This window comes from Bdellovibrionota bacterium (assembly GCA_040386775.1).
Lineage (GTDB): Bacteria > Bdellovibrionota > Bdellovibrionia > Bdellovibrionales > JAEYZS01 > JAEYZS01.
Genome location: JAZKEU010000017.1, coordinates 1 through 18844, shown reverse-complemented (window position 1 = coordinate 18844; position 18844 = coordinate 1). Strand labels below are relative to the sequence as shown.

At 38.1% G+C, this 18844-nt stretch carries 24 protein-coding genes and 2 tRNA genes; 14 read left to right on the top strand and 12 right to left on the bottom strand.

Features of this window, described 5'->3' with window-relative positions; translation table 11 throughout:
* Positions 1-72 precede the first annotated feature (72 nt).
* Entirely contained in the window at positions 73-708 is a 636-nt protein-coding gene (locus V4596_10205; protein MES2769503.1) for a fumarylacetoacetate hydrolase family protein, read from the top strand.
* A gap of 8 nt (positions 709-716) precedes the next feature.
* Here V4596_10205 and V4596_10200 read toward each other — a convergent pair whose 3' ends face one another.
* Positions 717-992, bottom strand: coding sequence for a BrnA antitoxin family protein (locus V4596_10200; protein ID MES2769502.1), 276 nt, complete (start codon positions 990-992; stop codon positions 717-719).
* On the bottom strand, positions 982-1230 hold the full coding sequence (locus tag V4596_10195; protein MES2769501.1) for a DUF4160 domain-containing protein: 249 nt from the start codon (positions 1228-1230) through the stop codon (positions 982-984). Before V4596_10195 ends, V4596_10200 begins: the two co-directional genes overlap by 11 nt.
* 258 nt (positions 1231-1488) lie before the next feature.
* Between V4596_10195 and V4596_10190 the strand changes: the two genes are divergently transcribed.
* Positions 1489-2328 (top strand): LysR family transcriptional regulator, encoded by an 840-nt coding sequence (locus V4596_10190; GenBank protein ID MES2769500.1) that lies wholly within the window; start codon positions 1489-1491, stop codon positions 2326-2328.
* Between the two features lie 36 nt (positions 2329-2364).
* On the opposite strand, the gene V4596_10185 is transcribed toward V4596_10190, so the two are convergent.
* The 3 genes from V4596_10185 to V4596_10175 form a co-directional block, all read right to left on the bottom strand.
* Entirely contained in the window at positions 2365-2904 is a 540-nt protein-coding gene (locus V4596_10185; GenBank protein MES2769499.1) for a hypothetical protein, read from the bottom strand.
* Positions 2905-3003: 99 nt separating this feature from the next.
* The gene (locus V4596_10180; GenBank protein MES2769498.1) at positions 3004-3630 is read right to left on the bottom strand and encodes a LysE family translocator; all 627 of its coding nucleotides are present in this window, start codon (positions 3628-3630) and stop codon (positions 3004-3006) included.
* Positions 3631-3705: 75 nt separating this feature from the next.
* Complete coding sequence (locus V4596_10175) at positions 3706-5532, bottom strand: monovalent cation:proton antiporter-2 (CPA2) family protein (protein MES2769497.1); 1827 nt, start codon at positions 5530-5532, stop codon at positions 3706-3708.
* 148 nt (positions 5533-5680) lie between these two features.
* Here V4596_10175 and V4596_10170 point away from each other — a divergent pair.
* Positions 5681-5757 (top strand) — tRNA-Met (locus V4596_10170).
* Positions 5758-5826: 69 nt separating this feature from the next.
* Positions 5827-5902 (top strand) — tRNA-Ala (locus V4596_10165).
* A gap of 46 nt (positions 5903-5948) precedes the next feature.
* On the opposite strand, the gene V4596_10160 is transcribed toward V4596_10165, so the two are convergent.
* Entirely contained in the window at positions 5949-6284 is a 336-nt protein-coding gene (locus V4596_10160; protein MES2769496.1) for a hypothetical protein, read from the bottom strand.
* A 226-nt stretch (positions 6285-6510) separates the two neighbouring features.
* Between V4596_10160 and V4596_10155 the strand changes: the two genes are divergently transcribed.
* The gene (locus tag V4596_10155; GenBank protein MES2769495.1) at positions 6511-7140 is read left to right on the top strand and encodes a hypothetical protein; all 630 of its coding nucleotides are present in this window, start codon (positions 6511-6513) and stop codon (positions 7138-7140) included.
* A 12-nt stretch (positions 7141-7152) separates the two neighbouring features.
* On the opposite strand, the gene V4596_10150 is transcribed toward V4596_10155, so the two are convergent.
* Entirely contained in the window at positions 7153-7734 is a 582-nt protein-coding gene (locus tag V4596_10150; protein MES2769494.1) for a Crp/Fnr family transcriptional regulator, read from the bottom strand.
* A gap of 61 nt (positions 7735-7795) precedes the next feature.
* Positions 7796-8371, bottom strand: a complete 576-nt coding sequence (locus V4596_10145) for a Crp/Fnr family transcriptional regulator (GenBank protein ID MES2769493.1) — start codon at positions 8369-8371, stop codon at positions 7796-7798.
* A 70-nt stretch (positions 8372-8441) separates the two neighbouring features.
* Here V4596_10145 and V4596_10140 point away from each other — a divergent pair, with 70 nt between their 5' ends.
* From V4596_10140 to V4596_10130, 3 genes are all read left to right on the top strand, one after another.
* Positions 8442-9521 (top strand): alpha/beta hydrolase, encoded by a 1080-nt coding sequence (locus tag V4596_10140; protein MES2769492.1) that lies wholly within the window; start codon positions 8442-8444, stop codon positions 9519-9521.
* A 33-nt stretch (positions 9522-9554) separates the two neighbouring features.
* Positions 9555-9989, top strand: coding sequence for a hypothetical protein (locus V4596_10135; GenBank protein ID MES2769491.1), 435 nt, complete (start codon positions 9555-9557; stop codon positions 9987-9989).
* A 205-nt stretch (positions 9990-10194) separates the two neighbouring features.
* A complete protein-coding gene (locus V4596_10130) occupies positions 10195-10575 on the top strand; it encodes a hypothetical protein (protein ID MES2769490.1) in 381 nt (126 codons plus the stop codon).
* Positions 10576-10596: 21 nt separating this feature from the next.
* Here V4596_10130 and V4596_10125 read toward each other — a convergent pair whose 3' ends face one another.
* Both V4596_10125 and V4596_10120 read right to left on the bottom strand, forming a co-directional pair.
* Positions 10597-11373, bottom strand: coding sequence for a hypothetical protein (locus tag V4596_10125; protein ID MES2769489.1), 777 nt, complete (start codon positions 11371-11373; stop codon positions 10597-10599).
* On the bottom strand, positions 11370-11777 hold the full coding sequence (locus V4596_10120; GenBank protein MES2769488.1) for a hypothetical protein: 408 nt from the start codon (positions 11775-11777) through the stop codon (positions 11370-11372). The genes V4596_10125 and V4596_10120 overlap by 4 nt, the downstream gene beginning before the upstream one ends.
* Positions 11778-11893: 116 nt before the next feature.
* Between V4596_10120 and V4596_10115 the strand changes: the two genes are divergently transcribed.
* The 6 genes from V4596_10115 (at position 11894) to V4596_10090 (ending at position 17846) form a co-directional block, all read left to right on the top strand.
* Positions 11894-13330 (top strand): hypothetical protein, encoded by a 1437-nt coding sequence (locus tag V4596_10115; GenBank protein ID MES2769487.1) that lies wholly within the window; start codon positions 11894-11896, stop codon positions 13328-13330.
* A complete protein-coding gene (locus V4596_10110; protein ID MES2769486.1) occupies positions 13302-13841 on the top strand; it encodes a hypothetical protein in 540 nt (179 codons plus the stop codon). Before V4596_10115 ends, V4596_10110 begins: the two co-directional genes overlap by 29 nt.
* 34 nt (positions 13842-13875) lie before the next feature.
* Positions 13876-14721 (top strand): hypothetical protein, encoded by an 846-nt coding sequence (locus V4596_10105; GenBank protein ID MES2769485.1) that lies wholly within the window; start codon positions 13876-13878, stop codon positions 14719-14721.
* Positions 14722-14888: 167 nt separating this feature from the next.
* Positions 14889-15251: a hypothetical protein gene (locus tag V4596_10100; GenBank protein MES2769484.1), complete on the top strand. Its 363-nt coding sequence runs from the start codon at positions 14889-14891 to the stop codon at positions 15249-15251.
* Positions 15252-15417: 166 nt separating this feature from the next.
* The gene (locus V4596_10095) at positions 15418-16230 is read left to right on the top strand and encodes a TIGR02147 family protein (protein MES2769483.1); all 813 of its coding nucleotides are present in this window, start codon (positions 15418-15420) and stop codon (positions 16228-16230) included.
* Positions 16227-17846 (top strand): hypothetical protein, encoded by a 1620-nt coding sequence (locus V4596_10090; GenBank protein MES2769482.1) that lies wholly within the window; start codon positions 16227-16229, stop codon positions 17844-17846. Before V4596_10095 ends, V4596_10090 begins: the two co-directional genes overlap by 4 nt.
* Before the next feature lie 40 nt (positions 17847-17886).
* Here V4596_10090 and V4596_10085 read toward each other — a convergent pair whose 3' ends face one another.
* Complete coding sequence (locus V4596_10085; protein ID MES2769481.1) at positions 17887-18465, bottom strand: HEAT repeat domain-containing protein; 579 nt, start codon at positions 18463-18465, stop codon at positions 17887-17889.
* 13 nt (positions 18466-18478) lie between these two features.
* Positions 18479-18844: hypothetical protein (locus tag V4596_10080; protein ID MES2769480.1), on the bottom strand; the 366-nt coding region annotated here is incomplete at its 5' end.

Here is an 18844-nt window from a genome sequence, read left to right as displayed (position 1 = left end):
ATCTTTGGTTTTCTTCAATGAGATGATTGAGACATGACAAAAGTCTAACTTAATTTCAAGGGCGGTTCCAAAATGGATAAGATCATCTGCATAGGCAAGAACTATTTAGAGCATGCAAAAGAACTGAATAAAATGATCGGTGATTCTATACCGGATAAGCCCGTTATATTCTTTAAACCACCTTCTGTGATTCAGCAAACTGCTCACGATGGAATCATCAAAGCCACTTTACCGCAAGGCCACGGCCAGACTCACCATGAATGCGAAATTGCATTAAGGATAACAAAGGATTGCCACAGAATTTCTCCAAAGGAGGCGGAAAGCTATTTTGATGCCGTAACCTTAGGCCTAGATATGACCTTGAGGGACTTACAAGCCCACCTCAAAAAAAGTGGGCATCCTTGGGAAATGGCGAAAAGCTTTAAAGACTCTATTCTCCTGGGGCCTTGGATTGAGCTCAATGATTTTAAAGACTTTTTAAACACGGAATTTTCATTTTCGATAAACGGAGAAGTAAAACAAAAGAGCTTCGGTAAAAAGATGACTCTTAATCCTTATGAATGCCTCTCTTATGCTTCCGAATATTTCGAAATCAAAAAAGGCGACATTCTATTTACCGGAACTCCCGAAGGAGTCGGCGCTGTTCAAAGAGGCGATCTCGGAAGCTTAGAATGGGGAAGTCATTTGAAGTCCCAAATTCAATGGTAATAAATATGTTATGCTCTTTTCTTCAATAAACCTAAATCTTTTAACTTTCGCTCAACAATGTTTTCAATTTCTAACTTATGAGATGATTTCTCATTAAAAAGATACTCTCTTAATATTTCATTCATAAGTGTTTGGTATTTGCCTTTAGATTCATCAGCCCTTTTTTTTAATTCGATTACAATATCTCCGTCTACCCAGGTCGTAACTTTTATTTTCGCATTTTTAGATTCTAAATAATCACCTTCCAACTCAACTTTTCTATTGGTTAGTTTTTTATTTTTCATGATATTCTCTCCATTTTTCAATTAAAATTTGTTGATAGAGTTCTGTAGCCTTTAATAAAGTATTAATAGATTTTTCAGAAAACCCATTATTTTCGATCATTATAATTTTATCTAACCTGATTTTAGCACAAGCTTCAAAATTATCTGGAGTTCCTTTATAAATAGTTACATGTGGAAACCCATGATCTCGCGTGTGAATAATCCAAATACATTCTAAAATTCTCAATACTGTTGGCACAGCGCTCTCCTCATTATATGTATATATATGTATATTGTCAATATATGAAAAATCATATTCGTGAGCCAAAAGAATGCAATCCCAGGACTTACCTCAAACTCTTTTAAAACAATTAAAATCTTGAATTATTCGAATTTCAGCAGAGAGGTACGCTTTTCGGACTTAATTGAGATTAGTTCCCCCATTAATTTGTAATGGTCAATCTAGTAAATTTTTATTGTAATTAAAAATGAAATAAATTAACTAATAAAGTAACTTATGATTAACATGTATTCTCTCAAATATTTCTATGATTCTTGTCGCTTAAAGAGCATGACCAAAGCCGCCGAGCTCAACCACGTTAGCCGTCCGGCGATCAGCCAAGCAATTAAGAAGCTGGAAGAGGATTTGAATATCTCTCTTTTAAATCATAAGCGCCGTGAGATAGAGCCGACATCCTCTGGCCTTTTGCTTATTAAAGAAGCGGAATCCATCTTTGAAAAACTTGAGACCACCTACTCAATGTTAAAAGACAATAGCAAAGGCAAGCTCTACGGCACTTTAAGAATTGGCTCCGTAAGAACACTTGCTGCATTTAAACTGCATGGAGCAATTCGTAGTTTTAGAGAAGAGCACGAAAACGTAGAAATTAAAATTCAGGTGCGCAGAGCCGAAGAGACCGTACAAAAACTTATAAATAGAGAAATCGATATCGCACTTTTCTTGGGAGAAGATCTTTTACCGGGTTATAAATATACCATTCTGAAAAAAGGACACTTTTGTTTAGTGAAGCCCAAGGGTAAAAAAAATATCCAATACGCTGTAACTCAACCTCGTCCGGAAGTTCAGAACCTAAAAACAATTTTTGAAATGAAATTTGGAAATTCGCTGCCTCTATTTGCAGAAATCTCTAGTTGGGACGCCATTTTATCTTGGGTGCAAAAAGGAATTTGCGGAGGGCTTCTTCCCGATTTTCTTTTTGAAACCAGAGAGAGCAAAAAAAATATATCCGTAGTTTTAGATAAAGTTTGGCCCTATGAAATCAAAGCCATGGTATCCACCGCAAAGGCCAATGATCCAATCGTTAAAACTTTCATAGAAAAACTTATTGCTGATTAACTATGCTGCCAATCCTTTTTAAACCTCTCTTAACATTTAATGGAATAAATAGTTTTCGAATTGGTATTCGTGATTGATCCACTTGAGGGTTTGAAAAGGATTGAAAATTAGATTGAGGTTGTCTTCGAAGCTCAGCTTCTCATCTTTTGCATTTAGAATAGTGTCCAGTGAACTGTATTCATAATCTTCTGCTCGATGAACCAGTCCGGCTTCAACCGGATTTCGGTAGAGATATTTATAAACTTCTTTGTATTGTTTAAAACAACGGATAGGAACAACGGTGTATTCGGTTATAATATTACCATACTCGGCAGCTACGGCAATCATTGAGATATTTATAAGTTCATTCAACCAATCAAGATCTGCTTTTAAATCATCTTGCTCCGTTGAACACAGTATATGGAAGTGATTATTCATCAAAACAAATGCATGAGTATTAAACCCATAATGCTTAAGATCCTCGAGATGGTCACACATGTACTTCCACATCATATCTATGGGCAGTGTTGGCCATTCGCTAAAGTCACATTTTCCAATCACATGAAAATAATTATTTCTATCAAACTGTACACTCATGACATAGGATGAGTGCAAAAGACAAACTCAAGTTAAATTGGTTTATTTTGTTTTAAATCCGAATCGGTTCGATTCCTGAACAAAAAGTTAAATATCGGATTATTTATTCATCAAGAAGTAAACACCGTAAAGAACTAAAACTAAACCCATCAGTCCATCAATATAATAACGATATTTCATAAATTGCGGACGCACTTTTTTATTTCCAATCACAAAAGCCACCACGGAAAACCAAACTCCCGTAATGAACACCAAAGTTAGGATTAAAACTGTAAGATCAGTATAAGTTTGCCCAGGTCTCATCACCTGAGAAGAAATGCTGATAAAGTAGACAATGGCTTTAGGGTTTCCTAAAGTCGTAACAAATCCATCCATAAAAGATTTGCGATGATTTGCAAAATCCATATGAGTGTCTGCTTTTTCTTCTTCACGACCACCAATTAAAAATCTAAAGAATGTTTTTAAACCTTGAAAGCCCAAATAGGTTAGGTATGCGGCCCCACCTAATTGAATCCATCTTAAATACTCCGGATTTGTATGAACAAGATAACCCGCACCAAATACACTGATTAAAATTAAAGCAAGATCTCCGCAAGCAATCCCAATGGCTGTGAAAACTCCGCTCTTAAATGAATAGGTGATCGTGTGATGAAATAAAACCGCAAAACCTGGTCCCGGAGAAGCAACAGCTACAAGATGAATCAGTGAAAGTGCCAGTAAACTCATTATTAATAGATAAATTAATTTAAGAGTAAAGTATAGATAAACATTTTTGCCTATTTATTATCCAGCAACTTCACACTAATTCGAAGTGACCTGACTTTGCACCTCGACAGCAGTTTCTTGAGTGAGAGGTTTACTTTCACGCTGAGGCTTTGTAAATGGAACTGGCGTTGAAGCATTTCCCAATAAAAGTTTTCTTCCAGCTTCCGCACCACCGACCAATTCCAATTCAAATCTTTCAGTATCACGACGTCTGATTTCTTCTGCAATTTCATTGGCTTCTTCTTTTTCAACACCGATTTTGCAAAGAGCCGCCATTCCAAATTTAATTGCAGATTCAAAAGTCTCACGCATTTGAAAATCCACTTTGGCTACCATCAATTCCCTTGCATGAGTTCTGTCGTAAGCGCGAACTAAAATTTTTGCTTGAGAAAATTCTGCCTTCGCAAGCTCTACAACTTTGTTCGCAGCATCTTTGTCATCGACACAAACTGCTATCACCGCAGCCGTGTGAGCACCTGAGGCTCTTAAAACATCAAGCCTTCTTGCATCTCCGTAATAAATCTTAAATCCAAAATTACTCGCACTTCGAATCATCTCAATGTCATTATCAATGATTGTAACGTCAGTGTTTCTTGCAAGCAGTAGCTGACTCATCACTTGACCAAATCTTCCGAAGCCAATAATCAGAACATTTCCAGTTAAGCCATTCGCTTCTTCAATTCCATCCATAGATTCTTTAGGTTTCGTAGAAAGCTTTTTATAAAGAATCATAAAGAGTGGTGTGAGCACCATAGACAATACAACAATTGCCGTGATGTTGGCGTTCACCGTAGCATCGATCACTCCCGCTGCCGTTGCAGCGGCGTAAAGTACAAAGGCAAACTCCCCGCCTTGGGCCATGATGATCGCTCGATCAAGAGCTTCTTTGTGAGAACTCTTTGAAATTCTTGCCACCATATAAATGCAAATTGCTTTAGCTAGCATCATAGCCAGAACACCTGACAATATGAGCGACCAGTTTACAATCACTACACTTAAATTCAAAGACATCCCTACGCCGATAAAAAATAATCCCAATAAAATTCCACGGAAAGGCTCGATGTCCGCTTCAATCTGGTGACGGAATGTGGATTCAGCGAGAAGAACTCCAGCAAGGAATGCTCCCATTGCCATCGAAAGACCACTGATCTGCATGATGAGGGCGGAACCCAACACCACCAGCAAAGCCGCCGCTGTTAAAACTTCGCGTGCTTTTGCTAAGGCCAACAATCTGAATAAAGGATTGAGCAACCAAATTCCCGCTACAATCAATCCGGCCACAGCACCAATGGCAATGAGAAACGGCATCCACTGCAATCCCTCATGAGACACTACATTGGGCGACATGAATGCCACAATGGCCAAAAGTGGAACGATCAATAGATCTTCAAATAATAAAACAGAAACAATTTTTTGACCGTGCGGAAGATTCGTTTCACCACGCTCGCTCATGAGTTGCATCACGATCGCAGTAGATGTGAGAACAAATCCCATCCCGCAGATAAAGGAAACATTCAAAGGAAATCCAAAGGCCACTCCCACCAGAGTTAAGGCCAACGTGCACACCGCAATTTGAAAAGAGCCCAAACCAAAAATTTCGTTTCGCAAACTCCAAAGATGTGAAGGACGCATCTCGAGGCCAATCACAAAAAGAAACATCACCACGCCAAGTTCTGCCACATGCAGAATGGCCGCAGAATCTGTAAACCATGCAAGACCAAAAGGACCAATCGCTAGGCCCGCTGCCAAATAACCCAACACCGAACCCAAACCAATCTTTCTAAAAATTGGGACCGCGACTACTGCCGCTCCCAAAAGAGCGACCACTTTTACTAAATCTCCTACGCTGGCTTCGACGGACATAGATTCTCCTAATAGATTTAAATAAAGATATACATCATCAGGAATATACTCAAGGCCTATGGGGCTTAAATATATGTATTGGTGGGCTTTTTTAGGGATTGACAATATTTAAGCCATCCCCTAATTTGCTTATTCAAATTCACCCTGTGGCGGGGTAGCTCAGTTGGTTAGAGCAGCGGAATCATAATCCGCGTGTCGGAGGTTCAAGTCCTCTCCTCGCTACCATTTTAAACTAATTAGAAAATTTATTTACAACGATGATTAAAAAAATTAGACAATACGTCTAATTTAAGTGGGCCTGTAGCGCAGTTGGTAGCGCGTCAGCATGGCATGTTGAAGGTCGCCGGTTCGATCCCGGCCAGGTCCACCAATTTTTTTCCGATGTCAATTGGGAAAGGATATTAATCTGGGAGGGATTAAAAATTATTCTCTTTGGCGCAATAAAAATATGTTCCGGATGGCAAATCACCAGCTCCTACCAATAACTCAATTTTATTATTCTCTTTTTCTATGAGCTCTATTGTATTTCCAGCATAAATACCCGACTCTACAAGTCTTAAAAAATACGAATCAAAATCCTTCTCAACCAAGTAGCACTCGGGGTCCAAACAAAGAACTCCGGTCACTTGATATTCATCGAATTTCTTCATTAAGGTGACAGAAACTCTATCCTTTCTGCAAGAATATACTTCTTGCCAGAGCTCAGAAGAACCCATCGCAATAGATACAAAAGTGATTAAAATTAATTTCATATTTCCCCTTCTTAAAATATACAAAAAATTACTCCTCACTGATATACAAACTTTGAATACAAGTAAAATATTATTAAAATTATATCTTATATACATAATTACCTATTGATGAATCTTTGATATAACTGTCCAACGTAGGAACGCCAACATCTAGATCGAATCTTTTTAATGAAGTGAACTAATATTTTTTGCAGAAAAAAGAAAAATAATTTATTAACAAATGTTAATGAGCATGAATGCTTTCTTCCCTAGTGTGATCCCAGCTTGGGGAGAAACCACTATGAGCCAATATACATTCTTAACTTCTGCTTTAATTTTTCTAGCGTCTGCTTCATCATATGCAATAACTAATAAAATAATAAATCCACTGATTGTAGACGGCTGCACCGCTTCGTCTGATGGGAGTTGGGGTCATTGTTGTATAGAGCATGATATTTCCTATTGGATTGGTGGAACATTTGCAGAGAGGACAGCTGCCGATCAAAGACTTCTTAAATGCATGAATAATTCAGGCGGTGAAAGCGAATCTCAAGTTTATTATAATACCGTTCGAATATTTGGCACACACTTTTGGGCAAAAGCATGGCCTGCAAGAGATGTAAATACTTTATCTCAACAGGAATTGACAGACATTCAAAACGAACTAAGACTGTATAGGAGCCTAGGCTCCCCTCTTGATTTTGAATTTGTGGTGCAAGAAAGTATTATGTTCGAGTCCCTTACCCTTGCTCAAAGAAAATTGATTAATGATAGTTTGACCGTATATGCTCAATCACAAGAATATAAAAAATTTGTAAAAGATTACGAACAAGCCACAGGTGAAAAACCAATAACATTAAAATATCATCATTTTTAGAAGTTTAAACTTTTATTTATTATTCGGATTGCGAATTCGACTCAACGATACTGGAGACATACCAAGATAAGATGCTATTAAATACTGTGGAATCCGATTTAAGATATGTTTATTTTCTTTTACGAAAAATTCATATCTCTCAAGAGCGCTATGGGCTAAAAATTGATATTCGCGAAGCTCCTTTTCAATATATTGTTTTTCTGCGTTAATTCTTCCCATTTTTTCCCAGCAAGCATTGCGTTTGTAAAGATTTAATAAATCACTATACTGTATTGTAACGAGAGTCGTATCTTCTAAAGTTTTACAAGAATAAAACGCAGGCTGATTCAAAATTAAACTTGAATAGGCTGCAACTAATTTTCCTTCCGGGATAAAATACTTTACTAGCTCTTCACCGTCGGCCTTGGTATAAAAATTGTAAAGCAGCCCTTTTACGACAAAACCAATTTCATAAACGCTATCACCTTGCTTAAAATAATAAGTATCTTTAAGAATATGTTTTATTTTTAAAAGAGGAACTAAATGTAACCATTCTGGAGGAGGAATTTGTATCATCTGTGAAATAAAAATTTTTATTTTATCAAAAGATTCCATCGTTAACGAGCATCAGAACATTAAATGTCTACCTGCTCATTAACAAATGTTAATAAAATCTTTAATTCGGATTACGCAGTCGACTGAGTGAAACTGGTGAAATGCCCAGAAAAGATGCGATCAAATATTGCGGAATGCGATTGATCAGATCTGGGTTTTCCCGCACAAAGAAGTTATATCTTTCACTGGCCGTGTTCGCCAGAAACTGATACTCACGAATTTCTTTTTCCACAAATTGTTCTTCGGCACCTAGGCGCCCCATTCTTTCCCAACAGGCATGACGCTTATATAGATTCAGTAGATCCTCATATTGAATCGTAATTATCGTAGTGTCTTCTAAGGCTTTACAACTCGCGATGGCCGGCCGACTCAAAATCAGACTGGAATAGGCCGCCACCAACTTTCCAGACGAAATAAAGTACTTTACCAACTCATTACCATCCTCATCGGTATAGAAATTATAGAGCAGTCCTTTTTGCACATAACCAATTTCAAAGACATTCTCTCCTTGCCTGAAAAAAAAGCTATCCTTCTTGATATGCTTGACCTTTAAACAACGGACTAAAGCCACCCATTCCAAAGGAGGAATGGTAATCATAGGTGATAAGTATTTTTTGATAATTTCAAAAGTTTCCATATTTCTTATCATATGTAAATGAAACGCACAGGCTTTGGCAATTATAAGATCTAAGCAATGGAGGAATTTTATGAAATACTTAAGATTATTAATTGGTGGACTCATAACGGTACAGTTGGCAACAGCACAAGCCTCTTCTTTTACAGAAGAGTTTGCAAATCGATCATTGGTTTCAAAAGAGTCAATGAACTATTCAGAGCTGAATGGAAAAACCTACAACACAAAAAATTGGGCGAATCCAGTTTTGCACAATATCTTTATGGTGAATAACCGTTCGGAAACTGCACAGTACCGCATTAACTTGAATAATATTTCGAAAATGACAGACGGAAAAATTCTTTTCATTGATATGCTAGGTGCTGAGGTCCTGGATTGGGCGCAACTAAATCCCACAAAGTTCACCAATCAAGTACAAAAGTTCCATAGCATCGCCGCATTTGAAACAACAAATTTAGATCTCCCTGAATCACCATTTGTGGTGCTGTTTTCGTCGACCAGTCACAACCTTTTATCGGCCGTTACTTTAGACTTGGTTCGCGACCTAACTCTTGCTGGAAATACAGTCGTGATGATGGAGTACCCCGGTTACGGAGGTTCAATGGGGACACCGACCAAAGCCAGCTGGCAGAAAGCTAGCGAAGGCCTAGTTCTCTTTGTGAAAAATAGATTCCCCCAACGAAAAATATTTCTGATTGGTCATTCCATCGGCGCACCGGTGGCTATGGAAACAGCCGCTCATCAACCAAAACTTATTGCAGGAGTGGTTTCTCATTCCTCTTTTTACAATCTATATGAGGCCTCCAAAGATTCAGCCAAATTCCTTTTCAGCAATTGGATTGCACCACTGTTGACCAAGCTGACGGCCGCTAGAGAAAATTGGGACAATGGTGAAAATCTTGAACTTTTGTCAAAAAATAATGTGCCCGTATTGCTCCTTCACGGACGCAATGATGCCAGCGTCAGCTTCCGACATTTTAATTTGCTAACACATAAAGCGGCCCAGCTTAAAAAAAGTAACCAAAATTTTCCATTCTATTCCCATGCTTTCGACTCAACCCATGAAGACATCTACACTAATGCAGATTACGGAAAATATAAGGAGATTTGGGATTCGATTGATGATTTTATGAATCTACTGATTACCATTTAGACAAATGGATCCACGTGTGCTACATCCTTAATAATGAGATTATTTCTTTCTTTACTCACCTTTATTTTATCATCTCCCGCTGCGCACGCAGCGGAGGATGTCGTTACCGTGTTTTTCACCCCTGAAAAAGTCATTGTACTAATCAATGAAATCAACGGAGCTCCAAGACTCAATGGATTTATGGACGCTGTAAGTGCTAAAGACACTTTCATCTATGAAAGCGCCGATAAAAGCTTGGGGATGACATGCGGAAGAAATTCCGTGAATGCCGCTTGCGCATTTACTCTTGCAAAAGAAAGTCACCTCGGAAAATTTGACCAACAAAAAGTGGAAGCCTTTGTACCTCGCACAGAACTGAATCTTCAGTCCGATTATGAAATGACTTTTGAAAGTCCAATAGAAGATCGCTTTCACCTTAAGGTGGATGGAACCGGACTCTGGTATCTAGGAACTAAAAAAGATTTATAAGCCAAGAAAGATATTGATAAAGAAGCCGTACTTTGTGCCAACAAAATATTAATATATTATCATTTTTACTCTATAACTCATCATATAGCTTTTAGAGCTATGTTTAACCCACTTACTTTGGATTATTGTCTCATCATGTGTTAGAATTTAGGGTATAGAGTTAAGCCCATGGCTGTAACCGAACCAAAAGATAAGGAGAATTAAAATGAAACTCAGCACCATATCTATCGCAAAGCACCTATCCTTGGGATTGGTCGCTCTTATTGCCACTTCTCTTTTAGTATCTTGCAGTGACAGCGATAGCAATCCAAGTAAAGATTCTGGCAGTGGTGTTATTTCCAATGATTTTACTCTGGTATTGAATTCTCCGATGCCATCAGATGCAGTGGTTTGGGCTAATGGCGCGCATGGAACCTGTACCATCTCCGCAGGCTTTGACCAAATCACTTACACGAGAGCCGATTCGTCATTTACCGGCAGAGATGATTGCTTTATCACGCACTCGTCTTGCACCTATGAATACTGGATCGATTTCTCTCAACCCAATCCTTCGCTCATCGACAGTGGCGCCGTAAGTTGCAACTAGTGCAATTAGCAAAGACCTTGATTACTTTTCCCATCTTATGTAGTCACTAAGATAATAAAGTGCCGGGTAAGCTGCAAGCCAAGCAAAAACAAATCTATTCAGACCTAGAACGAAAAAATTTTCTAGGTGAAATAAAAATCCAATACAAAGATAGATAAGACAAATTCTTTTATCCAAGAGCACCAAAGGAAAGGTGCACTCGAAAAGTAAGATGATCACACTCGCCATCAGAGCAAATAAAGGTTTTTTAACGAGAGCTTTGGTATTGGTATCGACTGGATAATTTGAATAAAGTAAAAATTGTTTTATAGCGCGACCGTTGCGCCATGACTTTTCTTTGAGCTTTGTTAATCCGGCAATAAAATAGGAGAGAATCGTCTGAATTCCAATATAGGCGAAACAGGCCAACTGCCCAATGGAGTCATCCGGGCAAAACCCCGCTATAAATACCGCCAGAAGAATCAGGGTGGTCATGTAATCGCTACCACCATTGAAAGTTCCGCGAAATCTTACAGCTATTAAAACCGTCGTAAACAACAAAACTCCATTTCCTAAAAGTTGAGCCGTAAATACATTGATCGCAGCTACTGAAATTTGAATGCAGATAAGAATAAGAAAATATTTTTCATCAAAAAATACCGAAAGATATTTTTGAAATTTAGGAGAATATTCTTTTCTTAGAATTTCCCAATCCCAAGGACCGTTTTTAGCCCAAGCATGACGAATCAAAATAATTTCTAAACCCTGAAGAAATACCGCAAACGAAATCAATCTTGTAATGAGCTCTAGAGTTTTCATACTTTGTACTCCGGAGTTTTAAAGACTTCGATCACATAAGGCGTGGATTTTTCATATTGAGTGACGCTCACTTTAAATTCAAAATGAGTTGTTTCTTTTGTGGCACTTGTTAAGGCTTTTTGGTGGACAAGATTCTTTATCTGCAGAAAGGATATTTGGTTTTCAAAATTTATGGACTTATTTTGGGAATCATCAAGCAAGCGATCTACCAACGTATTGTAAGCTAGATGCAAGTTGCCTTCAGGATTTAAAAATAAATGATAGAATTTGCGAGTTGGCTTTTCCAAAGCTGGTAACCATGGACCAAACTTTCCGCTAACTTTGAGTCGGTAAAAGAGCTCTGGTACCCGCCCTAAGCGATCAAAAAATCTCCAAGTTGGAATGAGAACTCTAATAAATCCCATGCTTAAAGCCTACACGGCGGTTTACACCTCTGGGAAGTAAAATTTTCTGCAATGCTTCTTGACTCTAAATCCCTCTACTAATGGAATTGTTCTGTCTAAAACTATTGGGGGAAATAATGAAACTTAAAAATCAAGCCAAATGGATCTTAGTACTTATCTTGGCAGCAGGCTGCTCAAATAACAAACAACTAAGCCATAGCGACATTCTCAATGATCAAAATGATCAATTGATAAGAGCTGACCTCGAATTAAGAAAAGCGGTTCTTGTTAGAGATGAAACTGGCGCTCCCTTAGCTAACGCTGAAGTCCTTATTGGACAGAGTGCGAACACACCTTTTCCAAATAACACATTAACAACAAATACAAACGGTGAATTCGCCATTCCTTCCGGTTGGACTCAGGAATTGCCCGTAACAATCTCTAAACAAGGTTTTATTCGCACAACTTATTTAAAACAAACTCCCACTGCGCAAATCTTTGATGTTCGTCACAGAAAGAAAACTGAAAGATACGAAGCCAAAGGATCTATTAGTGGATTTGGCCAAATGCCAAGTGATGGCTTTATTGATTTTGGCCTTGCGATTTCTACCCTCACGGCTTCAGAAGCTTTGAATTTTGATATCACCCAACTGATCAGCGAAAAATTTGACACCATCAGTGTCATGGGACAAGAGCTAGACATCCCTACCAATATTTTTCTGCCCAAGCAAAAAGAAAGCTACTCTTTTATTCCGGTGACAGTAGAGAAAGCATTCTATCGTTTATTCTTTGATTTCCAAGGAGCCTTCAAAGTTCAAGCCAATCGCGGAAAATTTGATTTCAAAAAAGTAGCCGATAAATTAAAAGCCGGCCAAAGCTATTTTGAAGTAGTAAATGATTTTGAATTCCTCGCTCTAGGTTCAAAAACTGTAAACATCAACTCACCAAATGTGGCTCTCGACATCGATGCGAACCAAAAGAAGCTAACTCCAAAAATTAACTTTACTAGTCCTATTCCGGCGAAAGGAATGCTCTTTGGGGTTTCACTATTTGAAGAAGACGGAAAATATCTGCCAAGCGATATTAAATTGAGAGAATCAAAAAACCAAAAACTTGCTCTACCCGAAGCTGCGGCGAGAGGGACGGTCCTCTTGGTCAATGCCGATAAAGAACAAACAAATAAAGAAGAAGCGAAATTATCAAGCAGCATGGCCACCGCTCTTGTGGATTCGCAAAAATTGGATCAAGGGCATTTGCTTGAAAGAGTTGCCGCCCCAACAATGACCGCTTCTGGAATGAAACTCTCTAAGCCCACGCTCAAAGGAAATATAAAAGGCTTTGCCACTTACGCTGCTCTTTCAGATATTAAGGCAGAACGTGCAGATGTTTCTTGGGAGATTTATTCTCCAGGATGGATTGAGGAAATTGATCTTCCAGATGTGAATGAAGTTCGTGCAAATCAACGCTGGCAAGTGGTATTTTATGGAATTGACTCTGTAGAGAATAAACAATTTAATGGTCCAAAGACTCTCAACCAGGCGACACATGCAGTTCATAACGCAGTTCAATTTTAAGGTGCAGTTCAACTATAAGGCTCCTCTTCTTGCCCTAGCAATTTCGGTGGGAGCACTCAGCGGGTGTTCTTCTGCGAGCGTGGAACCCGAACACATTGACATCAAAGATCCCGGTCCAAAAACAAAAACCTTCTCTACGTCATTTCTCAACACTTGGAAAGCTTGTCTTATAGTCTTGGGAAAATACCCTTTGAAATCTTATGACGAAGAATCTGGTGTTATCGAAACAGATTTTATCCGGGGCGAAGATGTTTGGGTAGCACCGCACCGAAAAAAATATATTCAAGGCGGATTCAAGTACAAGCTCAACTTGCGCGTGATCAAAGGCAAGCAGGGCGCAAAGCCGGTTACGAAGGTGATTGTGCTTAAGCAGCCAGAGCTTCAAAAAGATTTTTTTGCTGATTCAGAAAAAATTCAAACGGACGGCTTAGAAGAACTGTCCTTGCTTTACAGAATTGAAAGAGAGCTAGCTTTAGAAGAAGCGCTCGCTAAGGTTAAACGTACAAATTAATTTAAAGTTATTTAGTTTTAAAACAGGAGTTCATATGTCATACCGGATTTTTATTTTTGCATTTTTATTTTCTTTTTCCGCTTTAGCGTTCTCCCCCATTGAAAGTGTAACATTAAAAAACCCCGTGGTTTCCGCCGGAGAAGCGCTAGATCTTCACTTTGAAACCAAAGAAAACTTTTCTGTCGAGCCTAACAGCAGCATGTCTATTTACCTAGGCTTTATTGAACAAAATATTTTTATCAATAGCGGTGAATTGACTCGCATGAGTGAACCCACCGGGGAAAATTCTTATAGAATAACAAACCTTACTGTAAATCCTTGGGCTTATCCGCGCTTAGAACTTTACACCATTCAACAGATTATTTTTTATGAAAAAGATACTTTTGAGATGCACTCCTTATATAAAGGAGCGGGCAATTATTATTACGATGACGATGGCGACCAGACAGAAATTCCCGTGATCAAATTCAAGGTGCTGCCTAATTCTAAAAGCGATATTGCACCTCCCGTCATCACTCAATTCAGCGTTTCAAAGAGTGAAATATTTGTAGACGAAACTTTTAATGTTTCTTTTTCAGCTAGCGATGCCATTTCCGGGCTGAGTAAAAATATTTTGCCTGCGGTGATGTTGCCTGGACAAAATTTAATGAATCTAGAATTGAATTGGGATGGTGCCAATCAGTTCCAACTTAAGGGTGTAAAAATAGAATATCCCGAGCGCCTACCAGAGGATGGTATAGTTCCTCTACAATTTATGTTGCCAGACAATGGTGCAAACACTGCCTTTTTAATCATTAAAGAGCCCGATGATCAATTTTATACCGATTCAAATGGGGCACTCACAACTATTCCGGTAGTTTATCTAAAGATAAAACCCTAATTGAAAATAATGCTACTTGCGCAGTGCTCTTTTCAAAATTTTAGGTAAATTTTTTCCCGAGTACGCAAACACGTACTCACTTTGAGTACGTGTTCAATAAAATCCATATACAGCTTTTAAAAACTTAAAGTAATAAACATGTAAATCAAAACCACGAGGAGGTTTATATGAAATTACTTTTAACATTAAGTTTGATCTCAGCTACGATGCTGTCCAACTTAGCCAACGCTGCCAGTCTATCTGTGACGTGCAATTACAGGTCAACGGACTTTACCGCAGTTATAAAGACAGGTGAGCCGATGAAAGAACTAAAGATCAATGCGCTAAACGGCAGTGGAAATGTAGTTACGCACGGAAGTATCTCTGCAATTTCTACAGAGACGGCGTCTCCAGATGTAGTTAGCGTGTTGCTATTGCAAGATGACGACCAAATGCAAGCGCTCAGTTTATCTGAAAAAAATCCTGGAGTAAAAATATTGGGCACTAGAGGACTTGGACATTACTCTTTGGAATGCTCATTGGATAAATAAGCATCGTCTCTCAAGCTATCTTCCCCCCTAAAGCCCATAGTTCCCTCTATGGGCTTTTCTTTTTTCAAGATTTCATTTGTAAAAATTGCTCGAGTACATGTATTCGTACTCAAAATGAGTACAAATTACTTCTATCTCTGATTCATTTTTGTTAAACCTACCCGCAGTGGAAATAATAAAAATTTCGAAAGATCAAAAAAGAGAAGTCGATTTAGCTTTAAGAACTTTGTTAAAGCTAGAATACGAAAAAAGATTGAATGTGAATCCTGCATTTTCTTTGAGAGCTTTTGCGAGAAAGCTTCATATTCAACAAGACCTGCTCTCTAAACTCCTCAATGGTAAAAGAGGGTTTTCTTTCACTTTAACCGAAAAGATTTGTGATTTTTTAGGAATTACCACTCATCAAATCTTAAAAGAAAATCAAATTTCTTATTCCGCTCATCAATATTCTTTTATCGAAGAAGATGAGTTCCAGACTTTATCTCATTGGTCAAATTTTGCTGTGATTGAAACTTTAAAACTTAAAGGAGCAAAACACACGGCAGACTTTATAGCTTCGAAATTGAACCTACCGCTCACACAAGTCAATTTCACTCTAGAAAGACTTGAAAGACAAGGGTACATAAAAAAAGAAAAAAAGAAATATCAAATTACTCGATCATCAACGCAGTGGCTTTCTAAAGATAAAACTTCTGCCGCTAGAAAAAAATATCAAAAAGAGCTTTTAGAAGAAGCCATTCAAAGCATTGAAGATGTTGATTTCGCTGCAAGAGACAATTCTTCTTTACTGTTTGCCTTAGACTCAAAACTAATGCCGGAAATAAAGGAAAAAATAACGGCCTTCAGAAGAGGATTAGATAAATTTATAATTGAAAACTCAAAGGATTACGACCAAGTGTACAATTTGTCGGTAGCCCTATTCCCTATTTCCGAAACAAATTTAAAAAATAAAAAAAATAAAAAAAAGGAGACTTCATGAAAAAATTAATCTACGCGCTATTTATCGCCGTTTCAACTGCAGGTTCTGTGGCCATTGCAGGACATGATGGTAACGGGGGCTTTGGCATTCAATGCAGTCAGGCAGTTAAAGCCAGTAATGGAGTAATCATACCCGCAGGTTTGCATGCTCTCGATTATTGGGATGCAAATAATGCCTTTGGATACACCTGGGAATTAGGTGCAAAAAATTTGCCATGGCAACAAAAAATTATGATTGCTGCACAAAGAATGGAGAAACTCAATTCCCATGTGGCTCGTGAGCTTAAGAACATAGCTCAAAATCCCACTGGATATATTAGTTTTACTAAAGATAAAGTTTATTGTGGAAATACCAAAGTTGCTGGCGAAGATGTTTATCAAGAAGTTGACATTGGCAGCACCGTGATTCCCCACGCTTGTGAGCTCGTACCTATTGCTAAAAATATACGTGGTTGCGATTCATTGATTTTCAAATTAAAACAAAATATTTTTATTAACCCAAGGCAATTTGCTTTACTTGATGAAGAATCTAAAGCCGCAATCGTTATGCACGAATATTTTTATCTTAGTGGTAGAAAGGATGGAACTTCTGAAAAAGCAAGAGCCCTAGTAGCACTGGTGGCGCGAGCCGACTTTGAACAGATACCGGCAGCCGAACTTGAGGAAGAATACAAAAAAATTAATATTTTCGGAATTAATATTTTGGTACAAGGTATAAAATTTCAAACCCAAACCAATATCTATCTAAACAATCTTGAGTTCCGCAAAAGACAAGACGGTTCTCTAGAAGAAGCACTAGGACTCGATTTGAATGAAAAAATTCCGGTGTCCATAAATGGAACAAATCTTTTATTAGAAGGTGTTCAGGATTATTTTGTTTATAGATTCAGTAAAAACGGTAAGCTCAGAGATTATTTTGTAGATCAAAATTTTACGTATAGGCTTCCTAATTTTGAAAATACGAATTTAACCCTCAACCTTAAAGAGTCACGCGTATCATTCAGTGAAGATGGGTCTTATATTGAAAGCATATCCAATGTTGAACCAAGCAAATTCAGTTCCGCGGGTTATCCTATTGAAATGACAAACTCAAGCCCCATGGGTTTGCAATGCTCTCCTGACTCTTGCTCCATAAGTGGTTACGAAAAAAATAGTAGAAATAGCTTTGAGTATTATGTCGACAGCATTAAAGTTGGTCCGATGACATACACCTCCGCCAAATTACACTTAGCTAAAAATGGTGAATTTACAGTGAAACCACAGAACGGACTGATCATCTCTGGAAAAAGTTATGGAGACAGATACGGCACCCAAATAAAATATTTGCTTCACCGGAAGTTATTAGTATATTCAAACACTGAAGTCGTAAAGCCAGATAGCTTTATTAGGTATTTATTGGATAAAAATTCTAAAGCGCTATCATCTTATACTGAATACTTTTTAGATGGAAAAAACTTCCGTGGCTTAGTCTTGTTGGATGAAAACGGAAAGATTGAGTGTTGGTCATTTTTGGATTATCGTAAAAAGAAAGATAGAAATACGGCCATACACTTTGATCAAAATGAAAACGTAACCCATATCGAAAAAAATAAAGTCTGTTACGGAAAACCAGAGTAATTGCAACTCCGCCACTTTTTATATTACAAAGTGGCGAAACTTAAAACTTCTTTAGTGCCTCTTGCGCAAGTCTTTGCACCTGTGGATCTTTATCATCAAGTAGGCCTTTGAACTGTTCCTTATTTCCCATTTTAAATTCCATCAGAGTCGCCACAACTTTTGGTCTAATCCATAAGCTCTGATCGCCTCTGAAGTTTTTAGGATCTTTCAATGTCTTCCAAAGTAATTTTTCGCTCGTCTTATCGTCTAAGATTTTAATTGCGCTCAGTGCCTGAGCTCTCACCAGCATGGATGGATCTTTTTCTAGCATATCTCTGGCGATTACTTTTGCTTGCTCGGGCTTAAGGGCCACAAAGGTTTTTAGTCCGGCTTCTCTTAAAAACCAATCTTTACTCTTCACCGCTTTATGAGCCATCGGAAGAGATTCTTTTTTATTCTTAGTAACGATCTGGTGGTAAGCATCCCATCTTGCTTCGAGAGGATACTGATTGTTGAAAACAATAGATCTTGGATTTGGTTTTATAGCCTTTGTTGGAATGCTGGCTTCTGAAATTTGGAACATTCCTACTACACCAAAATTTAAACAGAGATTTAGTAAAACTATTTTTATTATTTTCATTTCACTTCTTTCATTAATTTTTATTTACAAAGTTTTCAAATTCTTCGATTAATTTTTGATTGCTGTCTTTACCATCATCTAGCGCTACTGGAGGCTTTGCTTGAGCAAGAGCTTCCATTTCTTGGACCAACTTATCCGAATTAACATCCTCTGCTTTTTCCGTCTCAGAGGCTGGTTCGGGCGGAGCAGGCTTTGCATTTGCCTTTGGTGTAGTCCCCATTTCCTTATCTACAGCACTTTCAAATTCTTTTAAAAGATCATCTTCACTCTTCATTGCAATCGGTGCGGGAGCTTCTTTTACAGGAATGTTTTTTTCTAATGCCTCTTTTTGTTTTACAGCTTCTTCAAATTCATTCAACACTGAATCATCGCTCACTGG